Origin of the sequence: Novipirellula sp. (genome assembly GCF_041583735.1) — a bacterium.
Taxonomy (GTDB): domain Bacteria; phylum Planctomycetota; class Planctomycetia; order Pirellulales; family Pirellulaceae; genus Novipirellula.
Map to the genome: position 1 here is coordinate 9,458 of NZ_JBFHFD010000035.1, position 19,087 is coordinate 28,544.

Here is a 19,087-nt window from a genome sequence, read left to right on the forward strand (position 1 = left end):
TTTCCAGAATGAGTTGATGAGTGATTGCAGTGTTGCATTTGCGAAATGCCGATGGTTCTTTGTTGCTCACTTGTCAACCCCTGGCAGCTGTGTAAGAATATTTGTCCCACCCATCGGCTCCGAGGATTGCATGTCGTCACCGCCCGCGTCTCGTTTGACGTTACTCAATCAAGTTACTTGCCCCCATTGTTGGCACGTGTTCGCGCCCGAGGAGTCACTCTGGGTTTCCGAGCATCCCGATTTGATTGGCGATGCAAAACTCGGTGACATGTTTGCGGTGCGGTTTCTTCCCTCACGGTTTTCGCCCGAAGGGGATGCGTTTGACTCTGAAGGCTACCGAACAACTCGGCTCGCCTGTCCTCATTGCCATCTCGAAGTTCCGCGTCCGCTCTATCAACTGCCCGCGATTTTCTATTCGATCCTCGGCGCACCGGCTTGTGGCAAAAGCTATTTTCTCGCTTCGATGACTTGGCAACTACGGCAAATGTTGCCCCGTTTCTTCAAAGTCACATTGAACGATGCCGACGCCCAAGCCAACTCGCGGCTTCACGGCTACGAAGAGCAGCAGTTCCTCAACGCCGATCCCGATCAATTGGTTTCGATTGCGAAAACAGAAACGCAGGGCGACTTGTACGACCAAGTCAAAATGGGCGAGCATTCCGTCACGCTACCACGGCCATTTTTGTTCACACTCCAACCCACCAGCCAACATCCCAATCACGATCGAGCACGTGAGGCATCACGGGTGATTTGTTTGTACGACAACGCTGGTGAGAGTTTTTTGCCAGGTGCCGATACGGTCACAAGCCCCGTGACTCGACATCTTGCTCATTCGGCTTGTTTGTTCTTCTGTTTCGATCCCACCCAAGACCCACGATTTCGACGGGCCTGTGAAGGCAAAAGTTCGGATCCACAAATGAAACCCCGCAATTCGCGGTTGCAGAGGGAGGCGAGCGTTCGTCAAGACACGATCTTGCTTGAGGCGATCAGCCGGGTGCGACGACACGCTGGACTGCGTGAGGATGAACTGCATCAACGTCCGATGGTGATCGTGGTCACGAAGTGGGACAGTTGGAAAAATTTGCTTCCTGATGTTTCGGATGCTGAACCTTATTTTGATATCGAGAACAATCACGTCCGCACACTCGACAGCGACCGCATTCGGGCAACCTCCTCGGCAGTCGAAGGACTGTTGCAAGAGTTGTGTCCCGAAATCGTTTCATCAGCTCAAGGGTTTGCTCGCGACTTGGTCTTTGTTCCGGTCAGCTCAACAGGTGTCGCCCCCGAAGTCGACGAAGAAACCGGCACACTCGGAATCCGACCACGCAACATCCGTCCTTATTGGGTCGAAGTCCCGTTGCTTTACGCATTGGCTACTTGGACGCGTGGACTGATCGGAGCCCAACATCGGGTTGCCTCGGCAGATGCGTCATCGGTGACATTGAAAAAGACAGAATCACGCAATGGGACGAAACGATGAGTCTCGAGCTTCTCTACACCTCGGCCCCTTCGGGACTACGGCAGGGGAGTCGTGGGTTTTGTACCGTACTGAGCACTGCAGGAATGCCGGTCAACGTTGCAACACGATTAGAAACGCTTTCGGGATATCGTCACGTCTTTTCTCCTTCGGATTCTCGCACGCACGAAAACCCAATTTGTTATTCGCATTTGCGCGTGAAAGTCGCCGGGAAATCGTCGAGCGTTCTTTCACGGATCGCCGCTTATGGAGTTGACTACAGCGGACGAACAAACAAGCTCGCGCATCATGTTGTCGTGGAGCCACACGAGCAATCGCCTGCTGGGCCGGCGTGGGTATTGACCCAACGCATGATGATGCGAGAACAATGGGATGGAAAAAATCAAACTCCCCCCGCTGGCCCCACGATTCCTTTGCAAAACCAAGCAGCGAGTATTTGCTCAGGTTGGGCCAGGATCACTGGGGATGCAGGTTGGGGCGGCGTCGTCGCTGAGGCGTTTCAGGTACCTGCATCGCGACCTCATTGGATTGTTTTCGACGTCACTCAAAACGCGGCATTGCTAGACCTACTGAATGAATCGATCGCACTGCTGCCCCAACACGAGCGATGGGCGGCCACGTTCAGCACCTACTACACCAACCTGCCGCCAGAGATCGATTGCCGCGTTCGGTGTGTATTAGCAGGAACCGAGGAAGCGAAACTAGCCTCAGCGAGAGGACGTGTGATTGATTTAACCTCTTGCAAGCCGCTTGCCACGGAAACGCCACTGGTGCGTTTGGCAAGAACGGGCGCGTCGGCGACTGGATTTTCAACCGTAGAACCATTACCTGCGCGACCCATCGCCGCACCCGCGATCAGCATTCCACTCTCACCCCCGCCAACTTCACAAAGTCTCCCACCGCAAATCGAAGAGGAGACCTACGACTTAGTCCCCAGTGCGAATCGCCCCCCAGTCCCACCGCCAAAGCATTCGTCGCTTACCGGTCCACCCACTCTCCCTCCCACAACAAAGAAAGAGAATCGAACTTCATACGCATTGTTTGTCGTCGCAGCAACACTCCTTTTTACCATGATCGGCGGAGGGATCTATTACGCGATTCCGATTTTTGCAACTGCGAAAAGTGATGCGAGCGGCAATTCGTCAGGATCAGAATCGTTCGGATCGAAGAGGAAGAAGGAAGCAAAAGATGCCTCCGTACTTTCCTTGATTGAAGCCAATAATTCGGCGGCAATGCCCGAAAATAAAACTGCGGAAGCAAAACTTGATGGAGTCATGACGTCATTGTTGGGAATCGAACAAAACGTCTCTGGTCTCAATCGTGAATTGAGTTCATTCAACGATCCACAGAAACCTCGAAATCTTGACTCTATTCCAAATGTTGAAATGCCGGAGAAGACACTTGAAAAAATTGAGGGTGCAAACAAATGGCTGGTCGAGACGAAAGATTTCGAACATCTGGATTTAACAACTCTCATCGAGAAACAACGCACAGGCCCAAAGATCGTAGAGTTCATTAATGCCACGCTCGCGTTGCTGGGTAAAGAATCGGATGATTCCCAAACTCTTAATAGTCGTCTGGCAATGATTAGTAAATTAGATCAAGAAACTCAGAAGTACAATGCGGACATCAAATTGTTAAGTATGAAGCTAAAAGGTTTTGCAAGCGACTTAGAAGCAATCATCACCGATGAACTATCAGCGATCGACGCATCGTCATTGACGAATAATGAACAAATTGAATTATTGTCATGTCTAAAGGGTCAGGTGAGTCAACAGATAGAAGACATCCAATCTCGGTTGGACAAACTAAAGCCGCTCGATATGACTTTAATAACCGCATCTGCCGCGGAAACGAAAAATTTGATTGAACAAATAAAGACGTCATTACCCAAAAGTGTTGATGTGCAGAAACGAATAGAGGGCATCGCAGCGAAACTGAAAGAGAAGGAATCTCGCTTGGCGGAAGCGAATGCATTCAAGGTTCGAGTCGTCTTCGATGCAAAGGACAAAGAGCCTAAAGTTCGTGGGGAACACACGCTGACCATCGGACACTTTAAGGATGCGAGTGATTACACATGGAGCTTCGAGCCGAATCCCAAGGCGTCCACGCCTGATACGGAAGCAACGCAACCCAAGATTGAGCAACTTCCAGGATCAAGCAAAAAGGACTTTAATTTCCATCCGATTCGATCGCCTTTACCAAGCGGACTCACTGTTGAAATTCGATTGCACGATGAAGGCAAAAGTGGAGAACTCAAACTTCTTTACCATGTGGATGAAAAGCGGCGAACTTTAGAATCAAGAATTGCGGACGAGAACGGTCGATTCAAACAGTTTGATGAGACTTGCCTGAAGCTGACCAAAGCGCTGGGAGGTGTCATTGTAAACTGCAATAGAATTAGGGAATGGAAGATTGTTGCAAACTCGGAATACGATCCGAAAATGACAAAGGACGAAGCAAACAAGATCGATAAAAAAAACGCGAGAGTCACACGATGCAACGCCTTGATGGCGGAGTCGCAATCTTTCGTCCAACGTGACTTCACTGATTGGCAAGTATTTGCGTCAGAGAATGAACGTAAGGAAATAGAGAAGAAATCGGAGGCGTTTCTAAAGTTAGAGGATGGTGAAGGAGGGACGATCCCCCAAGCGAGATCCTATAGCCAAGACTTAAATGTTTTGCGAGATTCTCTCTCGAAAGTTGATCAAATCGCATCCGCGTTGGCTCAACCTGTCCAAATTCCCTCTTGCAAACTGATCTTGAAAAAGAAAGAGAATGCCTTCAATATTTCCGAGGTCGACACGTTAACGATTGATGCAAAAATTCGACTTGTCACTGAACCGGAGTCCAAGTAATGGCGAACCTTGTGGACTCGATTCGGGCGACGCTGGGCAAACGCGATGGAATCTCCGAAGAGGCAATGCGGCCTTTGGCGGCGACTTATTCCGCCGAGGTCTCGCGTGTGAATGCTCGACTCTCGGCTGCGGTTGAACTGCTGCATAAGGGGCTGCGCAGTGAGGCGATTCAGTCGGCCTCGCTTCCGCCAAACGCGATCGATGATGCCGTAAAACTCGACTTCCCCGATGCCGAACTCGAAGATTGGTTCGATATCCTGCAGTTTCTCGATATCCCGGTCCCGCCAGCGGTCAATCGTGATCTCGTCGATCAACTCAACGAAGCGATCGTCGATACCCAGCCCATCGATGCGCTGCTGAAACAACATCGCCGACTGGCAATCGCTCGCGCGCCGCTGGCGTGGCGTTTAAAAGTCCTGCGACGCATCGCGACTGTCGATTCAGTTTCCACGGTTTGGGAAGAAGATATTGAAAGCTGGGAAAAAGTTCGACTGAAACAAATCGCCAATGAAGCTCCCTCGGTGATCGCGTCGGCGAATCAATCGGCGCTGGGGACGCTCAACGAAGAACTCACTGGCGTCGCTTGGCGAATTCCTCCTGATTCAAAGATCGTGCGGCAAGTAAGATCGGCCCTCGCAGGATTAGCCGTGAATCAAACGATCGAAGAACTCGATTCGCTCGCTATTAAGCTCAACGATGCGTTCTGTGAGTTCGATGAAGCGTCCGCTCGAATGCACTTGGTCGCTTGGAACGAGTTGATCGCGAAGCTAAAATCTCCGCTGCCCGATCGGTTGCGTGATCAATCCGAACCCGTTGCTCTATGGCTCAACGAAGTTGATCGCGAGAATGCAGAACGCGAACGGCGGGCGATTGCGATTGCAAAGCTTGAAACGGCGCTCGATCAAAAACTTCCTATTGAGGATCTCGAAAAGGCGTACCAGAAAACGACGCTGTTCGATGAACCGCCGCCGATGGAACTGATCACTCGGTATCGACTCGGGATCGAAGAACGACAACTGACGAAGAAACGTCGATTCCAAGCGATTATGTTGGCGATCGTGACGATGGCCGGTTTCGCGATCGCTTCGCTCGTTTGGTGGCAGATCGATGCGGCCTACCAAAAACGCATCGCGGCGGCGAAGGCCGAGTTTCAATCGTTGATGGACGTTGGCAATCTCGAAAGTGCTTCAAAGTTCTACGCTGCGATTCAAGAAACCGCTCCCGAGATCGCGGCAACTTCGGGCGTCGCGTCGCTAGCCGGGCAATTGCAATCACAGCTCGACGAGGCGAAAAACAAAGAGGCTCAATTCGAGCGTTATTTGTCTGAAGCGAACGCTGACTCCGACGCTGATATCGATTTGTCCGCAGTGTATCGCGCCGAGCAATTGGCCGTAACGGACGAGCAAAAAGGAAAGGTGTTTGCGTTGCGAAGACGGAAAGAAGTTTGGGAATCTGGACTCGCGACTCAACAGACCGAAGAGTTGCTGGCCAAACTGATCAATGTGAGAACGAGACTCGACACGATCGAGCAAGGAGAACCGAATGATGCGGCGATACTCGGGCTGAACGCCATTCTCGATGAATTGACAGCGATTCAAAGCAGTTACCCTCGTGCGTCGACTTCCGCTCGCGGGCAAATTTCATCGATCCGTCCGCGTGCCGTTTCGATGAAGAGTGCGATACGTACGAGAAATCAACGCATGGAGGATGAAGACCGTGTGATGAGGGGACTTTTCGCCGCCCGCTCGCTTGATCAATTGGTCGCGAGCTTGCAAGAGTTTGCGGACAAGGCACCCGACTCACCTATGGCCGACGAGTTCAAACGGGTGATTTCCGAACGGTCGCTGTGGGATCAAGCGCTCTCTTGGAACGAATTCGCAACGACCGTCGCGTCGATTGTCGCGAAACCGCTAACGGGCGAGAACGTAAAGACGATCCAGTCGGCGAAGACGCTCATTGCGACGAAAGTCGATCAATCACCGTTGTCGATTCCCGACCTCGTGTTTGATCGTTTTGACCGTTACGAGGAGCGAGCGGCGATTTTAGAACGAGTGCTGGGGGGGCTGCCTGAAACGGTCATCGCGGATCTGTATACAGTCGTAGAGTCGGGTGGGGCGGGAAATCGTTATTTCGTTTACAAATCGTATTACGACCGGATGAAAAAGACTCGCTTCACTCCGTTTCCGCCGGACGAGAAGAACAAGCTTCGTAGCATTGAGTTTGTAGTGAACGACTCGGGGGCAGTGAAAAGCGAGAATTTGACAGGGGAGTATGTGGTCTATACCGAGCCTCATGCGACGATCCAGAATTTTCTCACCAGTTACCAAACAAATCGCGATGCGATCCTTAGCGACTGGGATGGCGAGTTGGTCAAGTTGGTGGCGACGTTGCGAAATCGAGAGAACTTGGATGGGCAACTTAAAGAGATGTTGCTGCAGCATTTGCTCAGCGGTGCTTGTGAAGGGAGCGATTATTTGTCAAAAAGCATGGTCACGGAATTGCGTGTGCTAAAGTCTCGCGGCAGTGCGATCGCGAATTGGTACGAACCAGCTAAGACGAACCACAAGATAGCCAGCGAAATTGAAACTTCGGTGATTCCTCGCTTGGGCCAGTTGTATTCGCTGCGACCACAACTTAGTTCGGATACAGCAACACGAATTCGCAACCAACAATTCACTTGGGTCGGCTTGTTGGTGCGACGATCTGACTCAAAAATTTCTGTTCAACTGACACAATCCAAACCAAGTGATTGTCGATTGGCAATTGTACGCCCCTCTTCGCGTGACAAAAGTAAAGTAGACTGGGTGCCAATCGGCGAGATCAAATCCGGACAATTGAGTTTGGCCAGCTCGCGAGGAGATTTGATCGCGGGTCGTCCTGTGTTTGCATATTGAGTGGGTCACTCCTGCCGAGTGTGACACTGCATCGAGCGGCGAATTACTGTCCGACTTGGTAGTGGGATTCGCAAAATAAATTCCTTGCCCAGAGGATTTATGTTGCAATCCACTACGCCACTTGGGCACTCTCGTAATAAGTACCCCACCTTTAACCAACGAAACCGTAGCAACCGCATGAGTGATGATCGCATTTACGTTCGCTTCAAAGGCAAAACACTCGGACCGCTCACGGACCAAAAGGTTCGTGATTTAGTGCGTCGTGGTCAGATCACGCGAATGCACGAATTATCATTCGATGGATTGGCGTGGCTAAAAGCCGAAGAATTCGGTGACTTCTTTCAGTCCAAAACCGCCTCGGCGCCGGTGCAACGTGAGGCAACGGAGTCAGGCGTTGCCATGGCACCGGTCAGCGTTCAGCAAGCGGCGAAGGTCTCCACGCCGATCCCTGGCTTGATGCCGGACGATGGAGTCCAGTGGTATGCGCATGTCAAAGGAAACAACCAGGGCCCCATCAACTCGCAAACTCTGCTGAACTGGGTCAGTGTCGGCGACGTCGATGCAGACACGCTACTGTGGAGAGCCGGTTACGACGATTGGCGTCCGGCGAGTATGTGTTTGCCTGAACGTTTCGCCTCGGCAGGACCGCAGCCGGTTTTAATCCAAGCCGATACTGCATCGCAATCAGTGTCAACGGGTGCATCCGTTCCCATTGACCTATGTGAACGGTTCATCAGCCAACGTGTTTGGGTATTGACCATCAGCATTTTTATGTTTATCGGCGCTGGCTTGGGTATCGTTTATTTCATTACGGCAATGGTCGTCGGAGCTGAAGCGAAATGGGTTCCTGCGGCGGGCGCTGCTTCGGTCATCTTTGGGTTGTGTGGTTTGGTCTTGTGCGGAATCCAAATCACCGGCGCAGTCCTCCTATTGAATTACGCTTCGAGTCTGCTTTCACTCAGCCGCTCGCGTGATAATGTTCATTTGGGATTCGCGGCAAATCGGCTGCGGACGTTTTGGAAGTTTTGTTCGATTGTTTTGATTGTTTTATCCGTGCTTCTTGTTGGCGGCGCGGTTCTGTTTCTAGTCATGATTTCAGCAGCAGCCGGGGCGGCGACGTAAACGATGAGTTCATATCCTCCTTCCGCGTCAGCTCCAGCACTCCCGCGACCACTAAGCGTGGCCAAGTCCGACATCGAACGCCGGTTCGGGGTCAGTGCAGGCAACGGCACCGCTGTGAACACAGCCTTTTCCGGCCTGATCGCTCTTGTGCTGACGACGATCTTTTTCGCTGCCGTTCACTTCATGCCAGACAACTATTTCCGTGCAATGCTTCTCGAGCGGGGGCCAACGCAACACGCAACGGTGTTCCTCGGGTTTTGGTGCATAGTCATTTTGCTGTTCAAACGAAGCAAGCTCTCGCTTCAACGTCGTGCGCTTCGACACGCCGTGATTCCTGAGAATCATGAGTTCGTGTTGACGAGCCATACTGCCGACCACGTCATTCGTAACATTCACGCACTCGCCGACGATCCCGCCCGATTTCTGGTCTACAACCGTATTTTGATTGCCCTTTCCAACCTGAAGAATCTCGGACGCGTCAGCGATGTTGATGATATCCTCCGGGCGAACGCCGACCGAGATGAGTCCGCTCACCAGACTTCGTTCGCCACCCTTGGCGGGTTCCTATGGGCAATCCCGGTACTCGGATTCATCGGAACGGTGCTCGGTTTGGCCGGTGCAATCGGTAACTTTAGCAGTTTGTTGGAGAAACAATCCGACGTCGCTGGGATCGTCGGTTCTCTGAAAGAAGTTACGGGCGGATTGAGCACCGCATTCGAAACAACACTCTTGGCACTTGTTGTGGCACTTGTGATCCAGTTGTGGATCACTTCTCAGCGTAAAGCGGAAGAGATGTTCTTGGATGACTGCCAAGACTATTGCTTGAAGCAAATCGTCAGTCGAATCAAGATCCTTCCCTTCGAGCAAATCCGGGAAATCTAGTTATGGCGAAGCGTCGTAGCTCAGGCCCCGGAATTTCGTTCTTTGCTTTCCAAGATATCATCACCGCCGTCGTTGGAATCTTCATTCTCATCACGATGATCCTCGTGCTTGAGTTGGCCCAGCGAGTCGAATCGGCGAGCAACGCTCCGGCGGAGGACATCCGTCCTGTTGTCCAAACAATCGAGGCACTCAAGCAGCAGATCGCCGACACTCAAACCGAGTTTGACGAGCGATCCAAAGCCTCCGATCGATCCGATGGCATCAACGCATTCAACCTTGCCGAGAACGTCGAACTGCTAAAACAACAGAATGCAGCTCTGCATGCACGTACCGAAGCGTCCAATGCGAAAGCACAGAAACTAGCAGCGGAGTCTCGCGAAGCAGCGACGGAAGCGGAACGATTGGCGATCGAGTCAAAATCGCTCGACGGAATGCGAGGTGAACTCGATGCAATTTCGAAAAAGCTCAAACTTGTTCAGGAACGGGCGAACGTATTACTCGGAGACGAGTCAACTGTGTATCGAGATGAAACCGCCGAAGGGCGTTTCTTGACGCTCGTAACACTATCAACAAAACGAATCCAAGTCCACGATGCTCTGACTAGAAGCGTCAAGACATTATCTGGTTCCAAACGACTTGATCAATGGGAGAGTTGGCTCGAAAACATCCCACTCGACCGTCGGCAACTTTTGATTCTCATTGAGCCCGGCGGTGAAGGAGATTTCCGCGAGGTTGAGGGAACATTAGAAAAAAATCGTGCTCAGTACGGGTTTACAGTGGTCGGAGCGGATCACGCGATTCGTTTGGGATATGAATTGAAAGCGATGCCATGAGAAACCAGCGTGACGAAACTTCGAGTTTTGATCTCTTTTTGGATACGATCTGTAACACGTTCGGCGGAATCGTCTTCCTCGCCATCCTGCTCGCCGTAATGATTCAAAATCAATCGATCGTCAAAACAAAGGAAGCGATCGGCGAACATGCCACACCCGAGCAAGTGCGACAAGCCATGGCACAACTCGAAGATCTCTCGGCACAATGGGAGCAACTCAAATCGTCGCTCGCGGCGCTTCCGGAAACAGCGAGCGTGATCGATGACAGTGAGTTCAAACAGTTGACGACGGAGCAGCAAGAACTCAGTGCAAGTGCGGATGAGGCTCTCCAGGCTGAAACAATGGCGAGTCAATCGCTTGCAGAAACATTAGAGTCAAACGCGGTTGTCCGCAGTCAAATCGAATCGATTCCTAAGGAGTATGACGAAGCCAAGAAGCTATTGGCCGAAGCCCAAGCCGACTACAACAGTCTCGCTGAGGCGAAACAGGAGACGCTCCACGTGCCGCGAGTGCGATCGAGTTCACTCGCATCGATCTTGGTTTTGGTTCAAGACGGCATGATCTACTTAGCAAAACGGCCAGCGATTTTCGGCCATGGGTTCAATGATTCTCAAGTAACAACAAGGGGAACTGTCGATAGCGGTGTCGTAATTGAGCCGATCGATGGATCTGGATGGAATCTGCGAGCAAAGAACGGTGAGAACGAATTTCGCAATATCGTTTCCGAAGCAAAAGATCAATCGTATTCGATAACGATCGCGATCTGGCCCAACTCATACGACCAATTTACAAAACTGCGTGACACAATGATTGGCGAAAGTGTGATGTATCAACTGTGGCCGCAGTCGGACGGCGAGACGTTAAAAATCATTTTGACTGGAGGCCGGTCAAGTGTTCAATAGTTTTACAGTTTTCATCGTAGTCACCGTTTCTGTAGCGACTCCCTTCATCGCTTCTGCTGATGAACCGTCTGCGGCCCCGAAAACGATTGAGACATCGGCAGAGAGCGAGTCGATGCTGTTTCGGCGGTTTCTGCATTCAATGTCGTTGACGCCTTTGAAAAAGAAACCCATCACCGCGTCAACCAACGCAGCTGATCCACCAAATCCGCTGGCAAAGAAACCCGACGTATCGCCTGAAACACAAGCAACGCCATCGGTTTGTGCAACGTGCGGGGTTACGATGAAAAATGGAAAGTGCAGCGGAGGAAAGGGGCCATGCAATGGGGAAAGTGGTAGCGGCGGTGGCAGTGGCGGAGCAACTGACACGGCGGCCTGGAAACGTGGTAATGTTCCGGTGTCATCGAAAAGTCCAGGTTTGCCTGGTAAGACCAATTCGATTGGGAGAGACGGTGGAAAGCTGGGTTACGCGCCGAACTCTAGTGCACCAACGGGCAAAGCACCAAACGGGAACACTGGATCCCAAGGTTCTCAGTCAACGCAAGGCATGCTTCCTAGTGGAAACAGCAATTCTTCAGCGATAGCTAGCGCCAATCCATCGGCATCGTCACCCCCGGCATCGTCAGGCTCGTCACAACGAAACTCGGGAGCATTGAACTCGGCACAACCCGGACAGTCGAACGTCTACGGAACCGGAACGACCTCTGGTGTCCAAGTGCCCCACGTTGCGTTGGGGTGGGAGATTGTTCGTCCTGCGGGCGCGGGACCTACCGATTGGCTTCCTGCGATTAGCACTTCGGTCTCTGCAGCGGACGACAATGGTGATGCCGATTCGGGCAACCGATTGGAATTGGGCGTGTTGAGGAGTTCGCTGCAAACAGGACCGAAGAATTTGTTGATTTTGCCGCCTGATGTCGCTTCGGTCGTCTACGTACTGGATTGCAGCAGCAGCATGACAGGGAAACGCTTTGCGAAGGTTCAATCGGCAATCGTCGACGCAGTCTCGCAAATGAACGCAAAACAGATGTTCGCACTGCTTCTCTTCAACACCGAAGCATTGCAGATCTGTGGCGGCGGCTATCGGAATGCCGGAGCGGCGGGGGCGGCGGTGCTCGCACAAGAACTCACGATGATCGCCCCGAGCGGTGGAACGAATCCGTCGAATGCCTTGTTGCTCGCGATTCAATTAAAACCCGACGCTGTCGTGATTCTTTCAGACGGCGAATTCGAAACTTCGATTGTCGAACGCGTGACGCAGTTGAATCGTAGAGGAGGAAAGAATACGCAAATCAACTGCGTCGCCATCGGCAGCCAAGTCGTCACACTACAAAAACTCGCCACCCTCAATGGTCCCGGCAATTACGTTGAAGTTCCGTAAGCCGTCTAGAGACGTCCCAATTCAATCGACTGCTCTAACGACTTGAGTTGTTCGTAGAACTGATCGTGCCGGTCTTCGAATTCGTCAAAAAAGTCACTCGTTCTCAAAGACGGCTTCGCAATCAATTGTTGTATCGCGAGATAGGTCATTCGATGATCCACGAAGGCTTGCACCGACGCTTGCACCAAATTTGGGTAATTGTGGTAAATCCGGGGCACTTGCTGACCATTCCGCCGGCATCGCCGACGATGAACGGTTCGATCCACGCACGAAAAAAAACGCGTATTACGGGGCTTTTTGAATGCGGCCGAGAGGAATCGAACCTCCACGGGATTAACTCCCAATAGGCCCTCTGCCTCTCTCTCCGCATTGAATTACGATGGCAGGTGAGTCGCACATGCATTGCTAGCGGGTAACTGCGTCCAACTCACTTTGAACCCAAATTGCGCCCAAATTACTGATCTTCGATAAAATCAAAACCGCGTTCGGTAGCACTCTATAGAATCTGTAACCTTCGCGACCGTAGACCAAACAAGCTTTCGTTTCGCGTTCCAAAGGCTTGCGTAAAACCCGTGATTGACAGGGTGTGGTTTTCTATCCTGCTTTGAATTTGCTTCGCTCAAAGTCCGTTTTCTCGCATAATTTGGGGGAAGTCTCGAACTCGGAAACATCGGAGTTGTTAAGAGTCACGGAAGCCTCGACGGTCGGCTTTTTAGTCAACTATCCATCCGAAAGCAGGAACGTCACCAAGTCGTATCCTGCAGGTACCTGCAGACGCCCCGACTCGATCAGGCGGATATTCTCCTCGACTCGCAGTTTCCGGCCTAATGCTTCATCTTCGTCGCTCGTTTTGAGTGACCTGACAAAGCGTTTTCCGCCGTAGCGAAGGATGATGTTATAGCGTCGGTTTCGAAGCTCAATCCCAGCCATGAGCGTTCCCCCTGCAATTGCCACTGAAGTGAAATGCTGGTCGCGTTTGGTCGCGTTTTCATGGCCATTAAACTCGGTGGACACATTTTCAAAACAAGCGTCACAGAGCCGAGGTAGCGCACAATCGCTGCTGCTCTTGCGGTCGGGGCGATTTCGCCATCATGGGTGATTTGCGAAACTTGGTGAGACATCGCTGTGAGATTTTACTCACAGAGCAACAGGACGATGCATCTCTCACTGAGTTCATCGCATGACCGCTTGCTGGCAACTGTGATCGGCCGAGCGCACCTGGGTAATGAACATCCAAACCACGCTCATGGGATTTTAGGTACGATCACGAAACTTTTGTGCGATCGCTCCACCGCTCCAGTCACGCTTTGAAGTTACCGCTGGTATGACACGAAAGCATTGTCCAGAACCAAAACGGTTGTCTGCTCGATCGTCTCACAGAAATCGTCCATCATCTCGATTACGGTTTGAGTCGTGACATAGCCATTGTGAAGGTAAGCTCGAGCGCACCTCAATTTTTCAGTTTGACCATGGCAGTGCTTTTCTTCGCTCGACGCTGCCGTGCGACATTAGCTCAACTGTTCTGAGTCGAAAATAGGCATGACCTGCCGGAAAACGAAGCACTCTTTGCTATTGATTTGTGCAACGGAAACGCCGAGTCGTCTCGACTGCTCAACCATAAGCGGTAATCTAACGGGTTTTCGATTAATTCACATGGCAAAATCGGCGGTACATTCTTAGCAAATACCGATGATCCCCGTTTTCGTCGCGGTTGAAAAGGAACAAAGGAACAACAGTTGCTAGGCATTCAGTAATACAGTTGCTAGGCATTCGGTAAGGATGGGCTGGCAAATCAGCGTTCCACCATCGCCGATTGAACCGGCTCTTCCTGACATCCCTTCGGATTTAGCCTAGTGACTCACCGAGAATTACAACGTTGGAATCGAGCGTCTAGCCTAAACGCGGAAAAAGTCTGGATCGGTTAAGTTGGTCGTTCGCATTCGCGATAGCCACTTACACGTTGCTCTCGGTCGCATCCGTCGCCTCTGCCGATGACATCGTTGCTCACTCTTTTGACGTAGACGCATCCTCACTTCTTAAAGGTGAAGCGTTGCAGATCGACTTGGGCAATGTCCGGTACCCTGATTCCTTAAAAACGTCTGGAGAGCGGCTCACCGTAGTGTTGGCGAAGCCGCTTTCCAAAAATCTGAGCTTGTCGCTTCGAAGCGAAAGCGGTGAATCGATCAACGCCGACATGAGGGTGATTGGAAAGCGAATTGTTTGCTTCGATAAGATTATCATATCGCCGGATTGTGATGCAGTTGACGTCATCAATGACGTAACTGGGGTGTCGCTGACACGTGTTGTGGTAGATCGTAATTCAAATCCAACTCTAACGGATGAGGAAAACTCGAAATGATGTGCGTTCGACTCAATAGCCATCGACGATTTGCCTTACTGGTCCTGCTCGTCTTGTTAACACGAATGTCCTTGCCGGCGACGTCGGGCGAGGAACCGATGGATAGCGTAAAAAGCAAGTGGAGCTCATTGGTTGATATCAGCCGTGAGGAGTTCGAAAGCTTGCCCTTCGTCGACGCTTCCTACCTCGCGGAAAAGGTGGCCGAAAACCGGGACTTGATTGTCGCCGGCGCGTTCGAATATACGATCATGATAAAGAGACGAGGGCAATTAAAAAACGAGATCGAGCAGTATGGGCTCTATGCCTTCAATGAGGAAACCGAGACGTACTTCCACGCGAGACGTGATTTGATCGATCTTCCCGCCGGTTCCGAGCAAACCTCAACCGGAAAGGTAGAAATTCCTGAGATCAAAAAGGTCGCGAACATGGCAATCTTTAGGCAGGACGACTTTGTTGAAATGACAAACTTTGAGGCGGGTTCACTTGCTACCCGGTCAACGGGCTACATTCGTCAACGACACGATGCGATGTTAAACCCGTTTTACTTTCGAAGCTTCGGGCTGGCTTTCTATGGAGATTTCAGCTTGAAAAAGGCAGACCAGGACGTTATCGCTGGTTACGCGAACTGGCCGCCGTTTCGCGTTCTAAGTGGTCGCCGAGACAAGTCGACTTACGTTTCCATGGGAACAAAAATTGAATTCGACAAAGAAAACAACTTTTGGCCCATTCGCCATTTATCGATTGTAAGTTCACGGTCAAAGAACGGTATTGAACAACTTAAGACCCTCTCGAAATGTGAGATTAGTCTTACGCAATTCGAAGGCACGTCGCTGCCGTCGACGGTCACTTATGAAGCTACGAATCGACCTACCATTTCGATCAACCTGAAATGGCATTCGATCAATGGTAGCCCAAAGTTGGATTTGCTCCAGCGTGATCTTTTCATCGTCAACAGTGTTTTGTTTCTCGATCAATTGGAGAACCAATGAGATTCAAATTTAGAACCCTTACTGTCTTTGTTGCAGCACTTGTTTTCGGCAATCTGAGACACCAATCAACTATGCCCGCTGGATCCTTTTGATCCTCCTAAAGACCCTGTGGACCCTCCCAGCTGACTTGGATTCGGGCACGTCAAGGCAGCGGTATGTCTGAGCTAATTCAAAAAAGCAAGGGTATCGGTGTTCCCGGTCAGTAATCGGAACAAGGTAGTCGCCGTCCTAGAGATACTTGGACGGATCGACGTCATTCAACGACCCGCGAACGGTTGCACCACTGGTTGCACCTAAAACAGGTAATTGTGGTAAATCAGGGGCACTTGCTGGCCATTCCGCCGGCATTGCCGACGAGGAACGATTCGATCCGCGCACGAAAAAACCCCGTGTATTACGGGGCTTTTCTGATGCGGCCGAGAGGACTCGAACCTCCACGGGATTAACTCCCACTAGGCCCTCAACCTAGCGCGTCTGCCAGTTCCGCCACGGCCGCTCTTGTCGTGCTTTCGCTTAGCAGTATGCAGAGTTTTGCCTCCTCGGCCCAATTCGTCAACTCCCCCAATACGATTCCTTCTTGTGCACCCCGACTGGACCTGTTCTTCAGTCCAATTGTTCCTGTTTTAACGAGCATTTGGCCACCCCCGTCCGACCTGCGATTTCCTTGTCCGCATGTGCTGCGTTGCAAATTGGAACGAAGGTAGTGCTTGGGTGGACCAAACAATGAGTCGGTCGAAAAAGCGAAGTGAGCCCGGGACTCGTTGCCTCATCCACGACGCAAAATGAGAGGTTGCGACGCACTCGGTTGGCAGCACTGCTATGTGTCAAAATTGACCCGTTTTCGCTTCCGACCTTGGCCGATCATCGCGTAGGCCCAATCGGTGTGAAACACTTCGTCACCGCCAGCGAACTCGCGGATGATCCAGCCCCGCCGGGCGGCGGGCGATCCCGAAGGAGGGGAGCGGCGGCGGCGATCGACGTTCTGCTGCTTAACAAAAATCACCTCAGGCTTGGTCACCGCCAACTGCTGGAAATAACCGTCAGCCGATAATTCGTGGTACCGCAAATCCACCTTCTTCTTCTCAGTCCACTCGGCCTTATCGCCGAGTGCGAGGATCAAATGCTGCTTGGTCATCCAGTCAACACGTCCAACCGCTTCACTCGTTTGTGTGTGGTCTCGCCGAAACGCCGCTAAGATCGCGATCAGCGATTCCCAGCGAACCAGAACCGTCTCGGACTCGCCCAGCCACTGGTTGGAGGTCTCGGCAACAAATTGCCTTGCCGCCAAGAAGTATTTCTTCTGGATCTCTAATGCCGATAATTCGCCATGCGACGTGGGCACGCTGGAGACCAAATTCCAATCGCTCGCGATGCGATGAATCGACGCGACACTGTCCTTCAAAACAGGCAAATCAGCTACCGCACCCGCCTCGATCATATCGAGCACCAACGACACCGAGGCGAATTTAACGTACTCGGCGTGGTCGGCCATGTTGGAATCGGACAACCCGATTTGCAATCGTTGCCGCCGCGCGAACATCACTCGAGTCGACGCCAGCGACAGAAACGTTTTCGCGCAGTAATGACTTAGCCAATGTCCATAGACAAACACAGGCCGCTCGCCACGAAAGCTTCCCATGTCGGCGATCGTATCGATCGCCATCGCCTTGCTGCTGAGCCGATACCGTCCGTCGTAATCGAGTGCTCCGGATCCGCACAACGCCAATCGAGACGCCAATAGCGCGGTTAGGTAGCGGCGTTGGGGACGAAACGCAATGTGCCGAGCGACAAAGCGTAACACCAGAACAATGGGAAAGTGAATCCACCGCAGCGCCGCTACGAAAAGCCAGGCCACGGTGGGGGGAACCGAGTCAAAGGTCGTTTGTGGATCTTGTTCGGCGGGCGAATCGTCTGCGTCAATCGCTTCCTGCTCAATGTCACTGGAACGAACGCCAGCGGAATCGGCGGTTGCCGCGGATCGCGAACGACGTCGTCGCTGTGCGATCCAGCCAATCGATAACATCAACCACAGCAGCGGCACCGAGACAACCAAACTGACGACTTGCATCATCCACAACAAACAGACGAACAAGCGATAGAGAACTAACCAGACACCGCTCGCCACGTCGGCCTCGTAATTCTCTTGGCAGCCGTAAATGTGCGAATAGGAATCGGAGCTGTTCTTGAGCACGCGAAGATCGTAACTGGTTTCTGAATCGGCGGTGGCATCGGCTACCAATTGGTCAATCGATCGTTGGCAGGTCAACAGTTCTTCGGGGCTGCGTACCTCGGGAGTCGCGATCTCGATCAAACCGCCGGGCAAATCGTGCATCGTCGGGTTGGATTCAAAGGTGACCGCACCGCCGCTGGCCAAAAACATTTGCTCGCTGTCGAATAATCCTTTGGCAGTCGGTTGATCGCGTCGAATCGCCTCACAGATTTGTTCGTAGACAAACAGCGACGCGGGTAGGTCTTCGGACGACAAGTTTTGAGGGTCGACGGCCAGCGTGGCGTATTCGGTTTCCATTCCCATCAATCGCGATACGAGCGCGGTGGTCCGCTTTGGGCGAACCGCTGCGGGCGGTGTGCGTTTGTCTGCGGAAGCACGAGCGTTCACAATCGTGACTTTGGAAAAACCGAGAGGTGGGAGTGATGGAAAACGTTGCCGCCCTGCCGCGTCACATTCTAGAGCGTGCCGTATCGAGCAGATAGACCCGGGGCGGGGGGCGAGGGGAGTGAGGAGTGAGGGAGAGAGGGAGAGAGGGAGAGAGGGAGAGAGGGAGAGAGGGAGAGAGGGAGCGAGGGAGACAGGGAGACAGGGAGACTCGGAGACTCGGAGACTCGGAGTGGGGGGCGTTGGGAAATGCTGCGGGTTGCGATAGGAGGGCTGCGGGATTGCAGGGCTGGCAATTTTGGCGTGCGCTGCAGCCCGCTTTTGTATAATAAGGTACACGCCGCGAGCTGATTGGTATTTCTGAGTTCGTTTTCTGAGGAGACTGCGATGAACGTGTCAACGGAAGCCCCGCGCCGAGTGACGGCGAACGTGTCGATCGGTCAATACTTGGTCCGTCGACTGCGCGACTACGGTGTCGATGACTTGTTTGGAATTCCGGGCGACTATGTGCTGGCACTCTACAGCGAACTCGAAAAGAGCCCGATCAACGTCGTCGGCTGCACACGTGAAGATTGTGCAGGGTTTGCCGCGGACGGCTACGCCAGGATTCGCGGGATGGGGGCACTGTGTGTGACCTACTGCGTGGGAGGACTGAGTGTCTGTAATTCGATCGCGGGCGCCTACGCGGAAAAGTCGCCGGTGGTTGTGATCTCGGGATCACCGGGGATCAAAGAACGCAGCACCGGAGCGTTACTGCATCACATGGTTCGCAATTTCCGCAC

At 52.3% G+C, this 19,087-nt stretch carries 15 protein-coding genes and 1 tRNA gene; 11 read left to right on the top strand and 5 right to left on the bottom strand.

Annotated features, from left to right (window positions below; translation table 11 throughout):
- Positions 1-130 precede the first annotated feature (130 nt).
- The 7 genes from ABX962_RS04900 (at position 131) to ABX962_RS04930 (ending at position 10,968) form a co-directional block, all read left to right on the top strand.
- Positions 131-1,480 (top strand): hypothetical protein, encoded by a 1,350-nt coding sequence (locus ABX962_RS04900; RefSeq protein ID WP_372717165.1) that lies wholly within the window; start codon positions 131-133, stop codon positions 1,478-1,480.
- Positions 1,477-4,335, top strand: a complete 2,859-nt coding sequence (locus ABX962_RS04905; protein ID WP_372717167.1) for a hypothetical protein — start codon at positions 1,477-1,479, stop codon at positions 4,333-4,335. Before ABX962_RS04900 ends, ABX962_RS04905 begins: the two co-directional genes overlap by 4 nt.
- Positions 4,335-7,229 carry a hypothetical protein gene (locus ABX962_RS04910; RefSeq protein ID WP_372717169.1) on the top strand — a complete coding sequence of 965 codons (2,895 nt, stop codon included), beginning with the start codon at positions 4,335-4,337 and terminating at the stop codon, positions 7,227-7,229. Before ABX962_RS04905 ends, ABX962_RS04910 begins: the two co-directional genes overlap by 1 nt.
- Before the next feature lie 99 nt (positions 7,230-7,328).
- A complete protein-coding gene (locus ABX962_RS04915; protein WP_372717171.1) occupies positions 7,329-8,351 on the top strand; it encodes a DUF4339 domain-containing protein in 1,023 nt (340 codons plus the stop codon).
- 57 nt (positions 8,352-8,408) lie between these two features.
- On the top strand, positions 8,409-9,233 hold the full coding sequence (locus ABX962_RS04920; RefSeq protein ID WP_372717173.1) for a MotA/TolQ/ExbB proton channel family protein: 825 nt from the start codon (positions 8,409-8,411) through the stop codon (positions 9,231-9,233).
- A gap of 2 nt (positions 9,234-9,235) precedes the next feature.
- Positions 9,236-10,066, top strand: a complete 831-nt coding sequence (locus tag ABX962_RS04925) for a hypothetical protein (RefSeq protein ID WP_372717175.1) — start codon at positions 9,236-9,238, stop codon at positions 10,064-10,066.
- Entirely contained in the window at positions 10,063-10,968 is a 906-nt protein-coding gene (locus ABX962_RS04930) for a hypothetical protein (RefSeq protein WP_372717177.1), read from the top strand. The genes ABX962_RS04925 and ABX962_RS04930 overlap by 4 nt, the downstream gene beginning before the upstream one ends.
- Here ABX962_RS04930 and ABX962_RS04935 read toward each other — a convergent pair.
- Positions 10,954-11,334: a hypothetical protein gene (locus tag ABX962_RS04935; protein WP_372717179.1), complete on the bottom strand. Its 381-nt coding sequence runs from the start codon at positions 11,332-11,334 to the stop codon at positions 10,954-10,956. The two genes, ABX962_RS04930 and ABX962_RS04935, sit on opposite strands and share 15 nt — an antisense overlap.
- Before the next feature lie 283 nt (positions 11,335-11,617).
- Between ABX962_RS04935 and ABX962_RS04940 the strand changes: the two genes are divergently transcribed.
- Positions 11,618-12,343, top strand: a complete 726-nt coding sequence (locus ABX962_RS04940) for a VWA domain-containing protein (RefSeq protein ID WP_372717181.1) — start codon at positions 11,618-11,620, stop codon at positions 12,341-12,343.
- A 5-nt stretch (positions 12,344-12,348) separates the two neighbouring features.
- Here ABX962_RS04940 and ABX962_RS04945 read toward each other — a convergent pair whose 3' ends face one another.
- Positions 12,349-12,561, bottom strand: coding sequence for a hypothetical protein (locus ABX962_RS04945; protein ID WP_372717183.1), 213 nt, complete (start codon positions 12,559-12,561; stop codon positions 12,349-12,351).
- Positions 12,562-13,063: 502 nt separating this feature from the next.
- Entirely contained in the window at positions 13,064-13,273 is a 210-nt protein-coding gene (locus ABX962_RS04950) for a hypothetical protein (RefSeq protein WP_372717184.1), read from the bottom strand.
- Between the two features lie 1,030 nt (positions 13,274-14,303).
- Here ABX962_RS04950 and ABX962_RS04955 point away from each other — a divergent pair.
- Positions 14,304-14,702 (top strand): hypothetical protein, encoded by a 399-nt coding sequence (locus ABX962_RS04955; RefSeq protein ID WP_372717186.1) that lies wholly within the window; start codon positions 14,304-14,306, stop codon positions 14,700-14,702.
- Positions 14,699-15,691 (top strand): hypothetical protein, encoded by a 993-nt coding sequence (locus ABX962_RS04960; RefSeq protein ID WP_372717188.1) that lies wholly within the window; start codon positions 14,699-14,701, stop codon positions 15,689-15,691. The genes ABX962_RS04955 and ABX962_RS04960 overlap by 4 nt, the downstream gene beginning before the upstream one ends.
- 411 nt (positions 15,692-16,102) lie before the next feature.
- Here the strand turns inward: ABX962_RS04960 and ABX962_RS04965 are convergent.
- Together ABX962_RS04965 and ABX962_RS04970 are read right to left on the bottom strand one after the other, a co-directional pair.
- Positions 16,103-16,187, bottom strand: a tRNA-Leu gene (locus ABX962_RS04965).
- 321 nt (positions 16,188-16,508) lie between these two features.
- Positions 16,509-18,308 (bottom strand): proteasome accessory factor PafA2 family protein, encoded by a 1,800-nt coding sequence (locus ABX962_RS04970; protein WP_372717190.1) that lies wholly within the window; start codon positions 18,306-18,308, stop codon positions 16,509-16,511.
- Positions 18,309-18,692: 384 nt separating this feature from the next.
- Between ABX962_RS04970 and ABX962_RS04975 the strand changes: the two genes are divergently transcribed.
- Positions 18,693-19,087, top strand: a 395-nt coding sequence (locus ABX962_RS04975) for a thiamine pyrophosphate-binding protein (RefSeq protein ID WP_372717192.1), incomplete at its 3' end; no start/stop codon positions are given.